The 13157-nt window shown below is 64.8% G+C and carries 12 protein-coding genes and 1 tRNA gene; 9 read left to right on the top strand and 4 right to left on the bottom strand.

The window, feature by feature from the left end:
• Positions 1-11: 11 nt before the first annotated feature.
• The 6 genes from WEB52_14605 to WEB52_14630 all read left to right on the top strand — a co-directional run bounded on the left by WEB52_14605 (position 12) and on the right by WEB52_14630 (position 5678).
• The gene (locus WEB52_14605) at positions 12-1250 is read left to right on the top strand and encodes a hypothetical protein (GenBank protein MEX2227667.1); all 1239 of its coding nucleotides are present in this window, start codon (positions 12-14) and stop codon (positions 1248-1250) included.
• A 129-nt stretch (positions 1251-1379) separates the two neighbouring features.
• Positions 1380-1456: transfer RNA gene (locus tag WEB52_14610), tRNA-Val, on the top strand.
• Between the two features lie 222 nt (positions 1457-1678).
• Positions 1679-2206 carry an NADH-quinone oxidoreductase subunit I gene (locus WEB52_14615; protein ID MEX2227668.1) on the top strand — a complete coding sequence of 176 codons (528 nt, stop codon included), beginning with the start codon at positions 1679-1681 and terminating at the stop codon, positions 2204-2206.
• Positions 2199-4802 (top strand): molybdopterin-dependent oxidoreductase, encoded by a 2604-nt coding sequence (locus WEB52_14620; protein ID MEX2227669.1) that lies wholly within the window; start codon positions 2199-2201, stop codon positions 4800-4802. Before WEB52_14615 ends, WEB52_14620 begins: the two co-directional genes overlap by 8 nt.
• A 171-nt stretch (positions 4803-4973) precedes the next feature.
• Positions 4974-5252: a hypothetical protein gene (locus tag WEB52_14625; protein MEX2227670.1), complete on the top strand. Its 279-nt coding sequence runs from the start codon at positions 4974-4976 to the stop codon at positions 5250-5252.
• Between the two features lie 78 nt (positions 5253-5330).
• Positions 5331-5678 (top strand): phosphatase PAP2 family protein, encoded by a 348-nt coding sequence (locus WEB52_14630; GenBank protein ID MEX2227671.1) that lies wholly within the window; start codon positions 5331-5333, stop codon positions 5676-5678.
• Positions 5679-5690: 12 nt separating this feature from the next.
• Here WEB52_14630 and WEB52_14635 read toward each other — a convergent pair whose 3' ends face one another.
• The 3 genes from WEB52_14635 to WEB52_14645 all read right to left on the bottom strand — a co-directional run bounded on the left by WEB52_14635 (position 5691) and on the right by WEB52_14645 (position 8819).
• Entirely contained in the window at positions 5691-6353 is a 663-nt protein-coding gene (locus WEB52_14635) for a hypothetical protein (protein ID MEX2227672.1), read from the bottom strand.
• Positions 6354-6368: 15 nt separating this feature from the next.
• Entirely contained in the window at positions 6369-7016 is a 648-nt protein-coding gene (locus tag WEB52_14640; GenBank protein MEX2227673.1) for an LON peptidase substrate-binding domain-containing protein, read from the bottom strand.
• A 213-nt stretch (positions 7017-7229) separates the two neighbouring features.
• Positions 7230-8819 (bottom strand): DUF262 domain-containing protein, encoded by a 1590-nt coding sequence (locus tag WEB52_14645; protein ID MEX2227674.1) that lies wholly within the window; start codon positions 8817-8819, stop codon positions 7230-7232.
• A 296-nt stretch (positions 8820-9115) separates the two neighbouring features.
• Here WEB52_14645 and WEB52_14650 point away from each other — a divergent pair, with 296 nt between their 5' ends.
• The 3 genes from WEB52_14650 to WEB52_14660 all read left to right on the top strand — a co-directional run bounded on the left by WEB52_14650 (position 9116) and on the right by WEB52_14660 (position 12556).
• Positions 9116-9556 (top strand): Zn-ribbon domain-containing OB-fold protein, encoded by a 441-nt coding sequence (locus tag WEB52_14650; GenBank protein MEX2227675.1) that lies wholly within the window; start codon positions 9116-9118, stop codon positions 9554-9556.
• A gap of 60 nt (positions 9557-9616) precedes the next feature.
• Entirely contained in the window at positions 9617-10759 is a 1143-nt protein-coding gene (locus WEB52_14655) for a thiolase family protein (protein ID MEX2227676.1), read from the top strand.
• A 141-nt stretch (positions 10760-10900) separates the two neighbouring features.
• Positions 10901-12556, top strand: coding sequence for an amidohydrolase (locus WEB52_14660; GenBank protein ID MEX2227677.1), 1656 nt, complete (start codon positions 10901-10903; stop codon positions 12554-12556).
• A 31-nt stretch (positions 12557-12587) separates the two neighbouring features.
• Here the strand turns inward: WEB52_14660 and WEB52_14665 are convergent, their stop codons facing one another.
• Complete coding sequence (locus WEB52_14665) at positions 12588-13115, bottom strand: 2'-5' RNA ligase family protein (protein MEX2227678.1); 528 nt, start codon at positions 13113-13115, stop codon at positions 12588-12590.
• Between the last annotated feature and the right edge of the window lie 42 nt (positions 13116-13157).

Raw genomic sequence — 13157 nt, forward strand, 5'->3', positions numbered from 1 at the left:
AGGAGCAGCGCATGGGAACGGTAGACAGATTCGGCAGCGCCGAACATCCCGACGAGCGGTCGGCGCGCGGCGTCAACCTCGGCGTGTTCAGCGAGCCGATGACATGGTTCGGCATCGCCGTGATCGGCATGGTGATCGTCTTCGTCGGGCTTGGCGTCGATGCGTGGCGTCATAACAACGGCGCCGAAGAGGAAACGCTGCTCAGCCTGGGCAATCCCGGGCACCTGATCGCCGGCATCGGCCTGGTGCTGACGTCGTTCGCCGCGCTGGCGGGCTTCAGCGTGAGCGCGCTGAAGGGCGTCGATACGGTGCAACTGGCGATTCGCCGATTCGTGCCCGTGACGGCCGCCTGGGCGATCGTCGCTGCGGTAGGCATTTCGTCGGTGACGTACATCGGCGCGACGGGCGTGACGGTCGGGCACGAGGACGGACATGAGTCGGTAGTGGCAGACCCCGCACCCGACACGGGTGACGAAGCGAGACTTGCCGGTGCGCTGGTCGAAGAGGGCATCGACCCCAGCGCCGGGGCGCGCGACCCATCGACGGTCGCGGGCGCCCTCACCGAGGGCCAGGGCGCCGATGGCGACCACACGCAGCACGACCAGGGCCTGCAGCCGACCTTCACGCAGTGGGACTCCATGGGCAACGACGAACTGTTGCCGCTGTTCCCCGAAGGCACGGTGAGCGCCGAAGATCTGCCTGCGTTGCGCGAGCAGATTATGACCGTGCGCGAAGTCGCGCTGAAGTTCCCGACGACGGAGGCGGCAGAAGCCGGCGGCTATCGCAACACGACGAGCGACGTGCCCTTCATGGGCATGCACTACCTGAACTTCGACATGGTCCGAAAGGGCACGTTCGAGCCCGATAAGCCGACCGGGCTGCTCTTCAGCAAGGTCGATGACGGCCCGCCGAAACTCGTCGGCGTGTGGTTCTTGCTGCTGCCGGGTGTCGGCGGCAACACGCGCGAGGCGGAGCCCGCCGGCTTTGCAGGCGATCTCGATCTCTGGCACGCGCACGTCGGACTGTGCCTCGTCGGCACGTCGGGCGCGAGCGAAGGCGAGACGCGCGAGAGTTGCGACGCCAAGGGCGGCAACTTCACTGCGGACCTGCGCTGGATGATGCACGTCTGGGTGGCGCCGGAGTTCGACAACCCGCAGGGCGCATTCGCCTACCTGAACAACGACCTCTACGAGCAGCAGGTCGCTGCGAAGGAAGCCGGCGACGCGCCGTCGGGGACGATCGGCGACTAGCGTCGCCGAGTGTTGAGGACACAGGAAGGGCTCCGCATGGAGCCCTTCTTCGCGCTCACTGTGCTTCGCGCAACGCCTCGTTCGTTGACTTGCGGCGGGAGCGCTCGCTACGATGCGTAGCACCTCTGTGGGCGGTTAGCTCAGCTGGTTAGAGCGCCACGTTGACATCGTGGAGGTCACTGGTTCGAGTCCAGTATCGCCCACCACTTCTTCCGGTCGTCAGTCGTTCGGTTTTCAGTCGTCGGGGCCAATCGTTGGCGCCCAACCCGCGGCAACAAGGTTCCCGGCCAGCGACTATCCACACACCGTTCTCTCGACCGGACTCTCACCGACGACCGACGACCGACGACTGGCCATCGCTTGTTGTCCCGAAAGTGAAAACTGTTACAATCGATCCGACGGCGCTCCCTTCAGTCACGAGAGCAAGCATGTACGGAATCGGCATTCTGAAGGGCATGACGGCGACCCTCAAGCGCATGGTCATGCCCGTTGCCACGATTGAATTTCCCGAGGTGACGAGGCCGATGTCGCCGCGCGCGCGCACGAACCTGCTCTGGTTCGACGAGCGCTGCACGGGCTGCAGTACGTGCGCGCAGGCCTGTCCCGACGGCTGCATCCTCGTCGAGACGGAGCCCAATGCCGATGGCACGCTCAACAAGCTGCGCTACGAGATCGACTTCCGGCTTTGCATGTACTGCGGGCTCTGCGTCGAAGCATGTCCGTACCAGGCGATCCAGTCCGGCGGCGTCTTCGAAGATGCGGTCTACGAGTTCGACAGCATGTTCAAGGACAAGCACGACCTGACGAAGCTGGCGCATGAGCACCTGCGCCGCAACGACTACCTGTACCCGCACGGTCAGCGCGCGCCGCACGATGTCATCGAGCTGATCGAGCTGGAGGCGCGGCGACCTGTCTCGAAGGGCGAACGCGTCGTCGAGGCGAATACGCGTGGCTAAGCTCCGGCTCAACGGCGTCGAGATCGAAGCCGCGGATGGCGCGCCGCTCGTCGAAGTGATCAAGGAAGCGGGCGTCTGGGTCTCCAACCTCTGCTACATCGATGGCCTGCCGCCGTACGCGGGTTGTCGCACGTGCCTGGTCGCGATCGAAGGCGCGCGCGGGCTGCAGCTTTCGTGTACGACGCGGGTCGCCGACGGCATGGTCGTGGAGACGGAGCAGGCCGACGTCAAGCACGCGCGCCAGGAAGTGCTCGCGATCATCAATGCGAATCACTCGGATCGCTGTCTGACGTGTCACCGGCGCGTGAAATGCATGCCCGGCGACATCTGCCTGCGTGACGACGTCGTGACGCACCGCTGCGTCACGTGTTCGAAGAATTACCGCTGCGAACTGCAGACGACGAACGAACTGCTCGATATGGGCTTCGAAAACGTCGAGCCGTGGGCGGCCGAGCCGCGCACGTACTACCAGTTCCCCGTGCCCGATCCCGACCGCGCGAATCCGTTCCTGGAGTTCGACCCGCAGATGTGCATTCTCTGCACGCGCTGCGTCCGCGCCTGCGACGAGATCCGCCACACCAGCGCGATCACGCTCGCCGGGCGCGGCTTTCCGACGCGCATCGCGTTCGGTGCGGGCGGCGCCGTACACGAGTCCAACTGCGACTTCTGCGGCGCCTGCATCGATGTCTGTCCGACGGCGACGCTCATGGAGAAGCCCAACAAGTGGATCGCGCGGACGGAAGATTGGACGACGACGACGTGCAATTCGTGCTCCGTCGGCTGCACGATCAGCATCGGCACGCGCGCGGGACGAGCGGTGATCGTCAAGCCCGATCCGGTGAACCCGGTGAGCGCGGACCAGATCTGCGTGCGCGGCCGCTTCCATTACGACGCGATACCCGACAAGCAACGCTTGCAGCAGCACTTCGTGCGGCGAGGCCCGGCCGGTACGCCGCAGTTCCCGGCGCACTGGGGCGAACTCGTCGAGTACGCGGCATCGCAGCTCAAGGACCTGATCGCGAAGCACGGTGCAGAGTCTGTCGGCGTGCTCGGGTCACCATTCAACACGAACGAAGAGAATTACCTGGCGCAGAAGCTGGCGCGCGAGGTCATCGGCACGCCGCACGTCGACTTCGCGGCGGCGGCGCCGAACCGCGCCGCCGCGAACGCGATCGAAGCGGCGTTCGGCACGGAAGCGTTGCCTTCCGACATGCTGCAGTTCTCGCAGAGTGACGTCGTCATCCTGATCGCCGATGATCTTGAGTCGAGCCACAACGTGGCGGCGCTGCGACTGAAGGACGGCATCGTGGGCAATCCTGCGGCGCCGCGCGACGGCCGGTTGCTGCTGGTGTCTTCGATCTGGGGGGAGATGGCTGACTTCGCCGACCCGTACGGCGGCACGTGGTTGCAGTCAACGCCCGGCGGCGAGCCGGCGCTCGTCGATGCGCTCGCGAAGCGTGCGTCGGGCGCAGCGGCGCCGCTGAGCATCGTCACGGGCGATGAAGCGCGCGCCGCGGACGTGCTTACGGCCGCCAAGGATCCCGCGAAGGTCGTATCGATCGTGTACGCGCCGTCGCCGGCCGACGCGATCGCTGCGGGCGAGGGCGCGAAGGCCGCGGCAAACCTGGCGATCGCGCTGCGCGGCGAGAAGGCGGCCGCGTCGTTGTTCGTGCTGCCGACCGAGGCGAATGTCTACGGCGCGCGCGATATGGGCGTCGACCCGGAGAGGGCGCCGGGGCGCGTGCCCGCGTCGAAGGCGGGCATGAGCTTCCGGCAGATGATGGATGCTGCAATTGACGGGACGCTCAAGGCGATGATCATCGTCGGCGACAATCCGTTGATGTTCGCGCCAGACCGCGCGCGCGTCGAGCAGGCGCTGTCGTCGCTGGACCTGCTGGTCGTGATCGAGAGCGCGCTGACGGACACCGCGAAGATGGCACACGTGCTGTTCGCCGACGTGCCGGCGTACGCGAAGACGGGCTCCTTCACCAGCGGCGACCACCGCGTGAGCCGCATGCACGCGGCGCTCGACGCGCTGGGGGATGCGCGGCCGGCGCTGCTGGCACTGACTGACCTGGCGGGCGCGATCGGCGACGCGGGCGCGTGGTCGTACGCGCATCCCGACGCCGTCACCGACGAGATCGCCGAGCGCGTGTCCGGTTACGAAGCCTTTCGCTCCGGTTTCAACCGCTGGAGCAAAGCACGCGCATCCGGCGCCGCGTCGAAGGCCGAACGGCAGGCCGTCGCCGATACGACGGTGGCCACGGCGGGCGGTCACGTGCTGATGGTGACACGCACGCTGTACACGAGCCTCGAGGGCGCGGCGATCCACTCCGCGGACGCCGACAAACTGCACCGCGAAGAGTTCGTCGAGATTCACCCGGCCGATGCGGCGGCGCTGGGTATCGGCGATGAGGATGCGATCACACTCTCGACGGACCAGGGCGAACTCGAGATTCGCTGCAAGATCTCCGCGCGCGTCGCTGAGGGCGTGTTGCACATCCCGGCGTACTACGACGGCGGCGCGGTCATGCGGTTGCTGGCCGCGGATGGGCGGCCGGCGGCGGTGCAGATCCGGGTCGGCGCGACCGCCTAGCCACGATTGTTTCACGTGAAACATATGTACTGATTCTGGGGCGGAACGGCTGTTGAGCTGGGCGGCGTAGGAGCAGCCTCTCGGCGCCTCCGGGGTCCCGAAACGAAGGCCGGCTGACCGGCGCGCTAGGTCTGTGAATCCTGGCCTCGTGGCGCAGAGAGGGTGGCCTGCGTGAATGGCTTCGATACCAGCATCATCGAGTGGCTGAACCAGTTCGCCCGTGAGTCGCGCACGTTCGACGAGGGTGTCGTGCTGCTCACGAACGTCGAGCTGGTCAAGGGCGGGGTGGTGATGGCGGCGCTCTGGTGGGCGTGGTTCCGCGACAAGGCTGCGAACCGTGAAACGCGGTCGATGGTCATCACGGCGATCGGCGCGGCCGTGGTGGCGATCCTCTTTGGGCGCTTGCTGGCGCACGCCCTGCCTTACCGCGAGCGTCCGTTCAATGCTTAGGAGTTCTCGTTCGAGCTGCCGTACTCGGCAGACCCCGCCTTCTTCTCCGGGTTAAGTGCCTTCCCCAGCGACCACGCGGTGCTCTTTTCTGCGTTGGCGTTGAGCATGTTTTTCATCTCGCGGCCGCTAGGGATCGCCGTCGCCGTATACAGTTGCGTCTTCATCTTCATGGCGCGGCTGTACGTGGGGTTGCACTGGCCGACAGACATCATGGCGGGCGTGATGCTGGGTGCTGGGATAGCGTGGGTGGCGATGTTGCCGCGCATGCGGGAGCTGTTCAGCCGTCCAGCGTTCTGGGCGCTGGACCGGTATCCCGGGCTATTCTACACCGGCGCATTTGTGGTGACGTACCAGGTTGCGGTGCTCTTCGGCGATCTGCGGCGCTCGCGCGCCTATGTCGTGAACGCACTCGAGCGTGTGGTGTAGATCGCGACGGGGTTACCGAGTGTCGGCCGGAGATTCTTCGAGGCGACGCGCCACGATGGCTGCCAGTCGGGAGTGGGCGGGAAGCACGCCTGCGATCGCGTGAATCCAGATTAGTAGGTCGTCATCGGCGGCGGGAACGAGCGCCGGCAACGACGAGACATCGATGCCGTGAAGGCTCAGCCACACAAGATGCTCGCCTAATTCTCGCGCCACCTCCACTGTTCCAGCAGGTGTGCGATCTCGCTTCAAGACGCCAATGGCATACAGCAGAGGGCTCCACGCGCGGCAGGGAGCGTCGTGTGGAGTCTGCTGATCGCCGCGCCACACGGGACGTTCTGTCCCACGGACGTCACGCTCAGCGACAAACCAGTCGATCTGGAGTCCGTTGTCGAGGATCGAATACACGATCGCCTGACGATCGAACGGGTCGACGGTGACGCAGACGGTCTCGCGCAAGCCGCGTGCGACCTCGACGACGACATCACGAACCTTCGCGCCTTCACCTTGCGTGGCGATAGCGAGGATGTCCAGATCCGAGTATGGCGGCTGGTGCGTGCGGGCCGCGTAAGAGCCGACGCAGCGCGCCTCGACGCCGCTAGAGCTAAGCGCAGCGAGAGCGTCCCCGGCTGCAGAGTCGTAGTCGTCAGGGGTCGGCCAGACGCGTGTCATTCGCACGTTGCCCTCGGTTGCCTAGTTGAGCACGCCGAAGCCGGATGTCTTCTGACGGAGGCGGACTTCGAGGCGGAGTTTCATGTCCGGCAGCGCTTCGGTGATCGCTTCGAGCTGACTGCGGAGGCGCGTCTCCGGCGACAGTTCCTCGAGCCACTGCTGCTTGAGTTGGGCCGAGGCATCGGTGCGGGCGGCGATATAGTCGGCGGCTTCGCCGGGGTCGTCGGGCAAGGCGACGCCGCGCGTCCACTGGTCGGCGAGCGCGAGGTAGGTGCGGAAGTACTCGTTGAACAGGTCGTGTGCCGGCGGCAACAGCGCGCGCGCGTCCTCGGTCACAGGTGCGGCTTCGACGTACTCGACCTCGCCGGAGAGGTAGTCGCGCGATGTGTCGAGTCGCACGATGCGAAAGCGCCGCTCACCCATCGCGAAGATGTTCATGCGGCCGTCGTCGAGGTACTCCACCTGGTTGATGCGTGCGGTCGTACCGATGCCGTACGGGACGGCCGCGCCACCGACTTCGGCGCCGACGCGGATCAGCAAGACGCCGAACGGCGCGTCGTCTTCGATGCAGTCGCGGATCATGGTCTTGTAGCGGTCTTCGAAGATGTGGAGCGGCATGCGCATGCCGGGGAAGAGCACGGATTGGAGCGGAAACAGGCGCAGCAACATCGCGGTACGGATGATAGCAGGGGAGGTTGGTCGTCGGTCGTCAGTCGTCGGTCGTGGGGGTTATCCGCAGATGGACGCAGATGGCGCAGATGGGGATGGGGTGGACGGGGAGATTCGCTGCCGGCGAGCGTTGGAGCTGCGGGAGTGTCGCCGTGAGGAGATCCGTCCCGGCGCTTCGCTTGCTCAGGAACGGGTCCTCACAGTCTCCACATATCACGCGCCCGACTGTGTGGCTGCCAGGGCCGCCATCTTCTCTTTGTAGCCGGTATTGCAAAATGGATGTGTCGGCTGAGCGTTGTCCAACTCGCCTATTCCGCCATCGTCCTTTCGTAGGTCGTGGTCGATGCTGATCGATTTGAGGTGGAGCCGCGCCCCACAAATGTTGCAACGCACCGGACTATCGATGGCCTTGCGGATGAACGCCTGGGACTTCGTTTCCTTCGAAAAGTCGCGACCAACCTCTGTTTTCGTGATCGGTTTCGCCGCGAGGAAATCGAACACCGGATTGGTCAGGACAGATGCACGGATCTTGCTTTCCGACTTCCCCGCAATGACTCCATCGAGGATCAGTCGGTACAGATCCTTTAGTTTGTCGAAGCCTTTGAGCCCACTGCCCCACTTCCCGACGACCTGAATGGTCCAACCTTTGTGCTTCAACAGGAATTCCTCAAAATCCCTTCGGTGCGTGGTGAAGGTGTGAAACAGGTTTTCCTTGTCGAACGACTTTACTAAGCTAATGACTGCCAGGAATGATGTCGGTTGAAATCGACCTTCGACGCTGTAGAAGTACACGACGGGATGCAACCCCAACGATGAGGGATGAGCTCCCGCAATCCGATCAGAGATCTTCCGCACTCCCTTCATGAATTTGATTGTCTCAACGCCGCTGAGATCGTCGCCCAACACGTTCCCGTTGTTGTGGTCGTTCGCCACATTCACCAACTCGAAGACAAGCGGCAATGTCTGTGACGAGTAACTCTGTCCGGCCACCGGCAGATCAAGAGTCTTGATAGGCGTACTGAGCAGGGGCGTAAAAAGGTTTTCGTGAATCTCGCGCGCGAGAGATTCGATCTCTTGCTGCTTTCCGCCATCGAAGCCCGACCAATACTTGTGGCCGGTTCCCGCGCGAATAATCGCACGAGCCGCCAGAGCATTGGGATGGTTGCGCGCTTTGAGTAGACGAAGTTCCGTCTTGTCGATCGGCACGGCCTCCTGATTAATCTTGAAGAAAGAGGCTTCGGCCTTCGCGGAATTACCGCTCACCCATTGCAAAGCTACGGAGATCTGTCCGAGGAGCTTGGCCCGCTCGGCTACCGCAGGCTTGGACTTTTGCGGGTTGTGCAACGCGAACTGGTGATCCTTATAGGACCCGACTTCGGCCTTGATCATGCGCCTCGTCCGCTCCGCCACCTTCTCTTGCGTCGGGACAATCAAGTGCGTGAAGAAATCTCTAGAGATCTCGCCGTCACCGTAGTCCTCATTGACCCATGCGATGAGTGCACTTAGTCGGTGAGAGCCATCGATCACGAAAGTGTGCCCAGGCGCGCGCCAAAGGATGATCGCAGGGATCAGATCGCCAGTGACGAACGTTTTGATGAAGTCGGTTACTTTCTGAGGCGACCAACTTGCTGTTTCGCGCTGAAAATCTGGCTTCCGCAGCGTGGCAAAGAAGAATCCAGTGCCGCGCTCAAGATCGCGGATCGTCATGGTTGACGGCGGCTGCGACTGAGATGCGTTCTCAACACCGAGAATGTCGAAGTCCGCCCTAGGGATCAGTGCATCAAGGTTGACGTTGACAGCCATAGCCCCTCCTAGCAGCAAGACCCGCGTGGCCGGGCCATAGTACGCTGGGAACCGCTCACAGTCACGATCCGAAGCACAGTTATGAGTCATAACAGGCGCTCTCGGGGTGGGTCCGTTGCGTATAGATGGGTAGAGCCCCGCTGAAGTTAGGGACCTCCATTCCAGGAATATGGGTTGTGTGATATCGCTCACGGCCGGCGTGGCGCATCGAACGATAGGCATCGCCTTGACGCTGCGAGACGGGCGGGCGGATAATCAGACCCCTGTCTGAACTGCGGTGACTGAGGAGGCATAACTTGGCAGAAGCACCGACCGCGGAGAAGCCGCAAGAGAAGACACAGAAACCGATCGTCCCCTTCCTGAGAATCCCGGCTGACGGTGGCAAGCCGTACCTGCAAGGTTCGCGCTGCAAGGACTGCGGCGCGACGTATCTTGGCGGCCGCATGGCGTGCAGCAAGTGCTTCTCGACGGAGCCGATGGAGGACATCAAGCTCAGCGACAAGGGCGAGTTGCACGTCTTTTCGATCGTGCACCAGTCGGCGCCCGGCGTGCCGACGCCATACGTGGCCGCGATCGTCGACCTGCCGGAAGGCGTGAGCGTGCGCTGCAACATCGCGGGCGTCGAGCCGGACCCGCAGAACCTGAAGTTCGGCATGCCGGTGCAGATGACGACGGAGACGATCCGCACGGACCGCGAGGGCAACGACGTCGTCGCGTTCAGCTTTCGCCCGGCCTGATCGGCTGCGAGGGACCAGTGCCCGGCCGGAGGTTCCGCCGCGGCGAAGAGGAGACAAGACATGCGTGACGTAGCAGTTATCGGCGTCGGAATGATCAAGTTCGGGCGCTACCCGGAGAAGACGGTCCCCGAGCTGGCGGCGCAGGCGATCTTGCTCGCGCTGAAGGACGCCGGCGCGACGATGAAAGACATCGAACTGATGACGAGCGGGAACCTGTACCAGTCGAATGCGATGATTGGCCAGCGCATTTTGCAGGTTATTGGCCAGACGGGTATTCCGATCATCAACGTCGCGAACGCGTGCGCGACGGGATCGACGGCGTTCCGCGAAGCGTACATGTCCGTGGCATCAGGCGCGTATGACATGGCGCTGGCGGTCGGCTCCGAGCAGATGGGCAAGATGGGGCTGCTCGGCGGAGGCGGCGGGGGCGGCGACCCGGCGTACAGCACGGAAGGAGTGCTGGGCTCCGGGCTGATGCCGGCCGTCTTCGGCATGGCGGGCGTCGAGCACATGCGCAAGTACGGCACGACGCAGGAGCAGTTCGCGAAGGTGTCGGTCAAGAACCACAAGCACTCGATGCACAACCCGTACTCGCAGTACCAGACGGAAGTCGGGCTCGAGGACGTGTTGAACGCGCGCGTCGTCTCGTGGCCGAACACGCTGTACATGTGTTGCCCAACGGGCGACGGCGCGGCGGCGGCGATCGTCTGTTCGATGGATAAGGCACGGCAGTTCACGACGAAGCCGATCCGCATTGCGGCATCGGTGTTGACGAGCGACCCGTGGACGCAGCGCGACCTGACGATGCCTGACATCAACACGCTGACGCGCAACGCCGCGAAAGAAGCGTACGAGAAGGCGGGCATCACGCCGGAGGACCTGGACCTGATCGAACTGCACGACTGCTTCGCGACGGCCGAGATCCTGCACTACGAGAACCTCGGCATCTGCGGCGAAGGCGAAGCCGGGCGGATGATCGATGAAGGCGCGACGACGGTCGGGGGCAAGATCCCGGTGAACGCGAGCGGCGGCTTGCTGTCGAAGGGGCACCCGCTGGGCGCGACGGGCGTCGCAAACGTGTGCGAGGTGGTGTGGCACCTGCGCGGCGAGGCGGGCAACCGGCAGGTCGAAGGCGCGAAGGTCGGACTGGCGCACGTGATCGGGCTGGGGTCGGCGTGCACGATCCAGGTGTTGGAGAAGTAGTCAGTCGTCAGTTCACAGTTGTAAGTCAGGGGCCGCTCGGAGACGGGCGGCCTCTCTGTTTGGAAGCGGGACGCGGGATGCGGGAGGCAAGATTGGACCTGGTGTGGTGAAGGAGACGGCGGCGGTCTGTTTGGAAGCGGGATGCGGGATGCGGGAGGCGGGATTGGACCTGGTGTGGTGAAGGAGACGGCTGCGGACCTGATCATACGTGGGCGGGTCATCACGGTTGATCCGCGGCGACCGCGGGCTGAGGCCGTTGCGGTCAGGGACGGGCGGATTGCGGCGGTCGGGGCGTGGAGCGAGGTGGAGGGGTTGTGCGGCGCGGGGACGCGCGTTGTTGACGTGGGTGATGGATGCGTGATGCCGGGGTTCATCGAGGCGCACGGGCATCCGACGACCGAAGCGATCATGCTCGGCCGCGTCGTCGACATCCGGCCCGTGACCATTTCCGATGCGGCTTCAGTCATCGAGACGATCCAGCGCACGATCGGGGAGCGCGGCGCAGACGGGGCGTACTTCAACGGGTGGGATGCGCTGTTGCAGGAGGGTTTGCCGCGGCCGACGCGGGCGTGGCTCGACGAGTTGGCCCCTGAGACGCCGCTCGTCATCCTGCACAATTCCGGGCACTCGGCGTACTTCAACACGAAGGCTGCGCAGGTCGCCGGCGTCTCGCGGGACACGCCCGATCCAGAGGGCGCGTCGTTCGAGCGCGATGTGGACGGCGAGCTTACGGGCGTGGCGTACGAAACGGCGGCGGTCGTGCGCGTCATGACGCCGGGCGTGCGGCTGCGCGGCGGGCTTTCGGGGGCGCTCGCCGCGGAGTGCGCGCAGCTCAATCGCGCTGGCGTAATTGCGTGCAGCGACATGGCGTTTAACCCGGCGAGCCGCCATGGACTGCAACGCGCGCGCGATCATGGCGCAATCACGGCGCGACTCCGCCTGTACGAGGCATCGACGCCGCAGATGGCGAGCGACAGCACGCCGGGTGCGGGTGACGACCTGGTGCGCCAGATCGGCATCAAGCTGTGGGCGGACGGCTCGCCGTGGATCGGCAACATCGCGACGTCGTTTCCGTACCTCGATACGCCGCAGACGCGCATGCTCGGGCTTGCGCCGGGGCACCACGGCGCCATGAACTATCAACGTGACGAGATCGCGCGCATCTCCGAGGCCTATTTTGGCGCCGGGTGGCAGATCGCCTGTCACGCGCAGGGCGACGTGGCGATCGAGGCGGTGCTCGACGCGTGGGAGGAGATGCTCGAGCGGTCGCCGCGGCGAGACCACCGCATGCGGCTCGAGCATTGCGGCGCGATGACACCGGCGCAGTTCGAGCGCGCCGCGCGGCTGGGCGTCGCGTGCAGCATCTTCATCGACCACCTGTGGTACTGGGGTGACGTGCTCGTCGACGGACTGTTCGGCGAAAAGCACGGGGCGCACTGGGCGCGGGCCGGGTCGGCGTTTCGGGCGGGGGTGCGCACGTCGTTTCACAACGACGGCGGCGTGACGCGAATCGAGCCGCTGCGCAACATGCAGGTTGCCGTGACGCGCAGGAGCCGTAGCGGTCGATCGCTGGCACCGGAGGAGTGCGTGAGCGTCGAGGAGGCGATCCGGGCGCAGACCATCGATGCGGCGTATCAGTTGTTCATGGACGACATCGTGGGTTCGGTCGAGGTGGGGAAATATGCGGACCTGGTGGTGCTGTCGCGCGACATAACGAGCGTGCCTGTGGAGCAGATCGCGGACGTTGAGGTGGTGGCGACGTTGCTTGCGGGGCAGGTGGTGTCGGGGGAGTTGTGACGGGCAGGCAGTTGGCAGTGGGCTAGGTGGTTTAAGGTCGCAGATCGTAGCGCGTCCATGTTGGCGCACGCGGGGCGGGAACGAGGCAGACGTTCGACAGGAGCGGGCGCCAGGTGAAGTCGCGGCGCGCGAGGACGGCCATGATGGCGTCGATGTGCTGTTCTTCGATGACGCCCGAGATGATGCGGATGTGCGGCGCCCAGGTATCCGGCGCGTAGGCGGGCCTGGCATCGGCGGCGAGCGGTGCGACGGCTTCGGCGACGTGTTCTTGAAACTTCAGGAGCGCCTCCGTGCGCGTCACTTCGAGCGCGATGACGACCCTCGGCCCGCGAAACACGCCGACGCGCCCGGTTTCGAATGGGAACGATTGCGTCGAGCCGGCGATGCGGGCGAGCGCTGCGTCGATGGCGTCTTCGTAGCGGTCGGCGACGTGCAGTGTGAAGTGGGGATGCGTGGCGGCGGCGAGATCTTTGCGGCCGCTGACGGCTTTGATCTCGCCTGCGGCCTCTTCGATCCGCTCGCGATGAGGTTCGTCGAGGGCGACGACGATGGATTGCATGGGGTGGAGGATAGCGTGGCGGTGGTTGGCGGCTCGCATTGG

This window comes from Dehalococcoidia bacterium (assembly GCA_040902535.1).
Lineage (GTDB): Bacteria > Chloroflexota > Dehalococcoidia > DSTF01 > JACRBR01 > JBBDXD01.

Coding starts and splice junctions, on each gene's coding strand:
- WEB52_14605 (MEX2227667.1), top strand. CDS start 12: ATGGGAACGGTAGACAGATTCGGCAGCGCCGAACATCCCGACGAGCGG.
- WEB52_14615 (MEX2227668.1), top strand. CDS start 1,679: ATGTACGGAATCGGCATTCTGAAGGGCATGACGGCGACCCTCAAGCGC.
- WEB52_14640 (MEX2227673.1), bottom strand. CDS start 7,016: ATGTTGCTGCGCCTGTTTCCGCTCCAATCCGTGCTCTTCCCCGGCATG.
- WEB52_14645 (MEX2227674.1), bottom strand. CDS start 8,819: ATGGCTGTCAACGTCAACCTTGATGCACTGATCCCTAGGGCGGACTTC.
- WEB52_14655 (MEX2227676.1), top strand. CDS start 9,617: ATGCGTGACGTAGCAGTTATCGGCGTCGGAATGATCAAGTTCGGGCGC.
- WEB52_14660 (MEX2227677.1), top strand. CDS start 10,901: ATGCGGGATGCGGGAGGCGGGATTGGACCTGGTGTGGTGAAGGAGACG.
- WEB52_14665 (MEX2227678.1), bottom strand. CDS start 13,115: ATGCAATCCATCGTCGTCGCCCTCGACGAACCTCATCGCGAGCGGATC.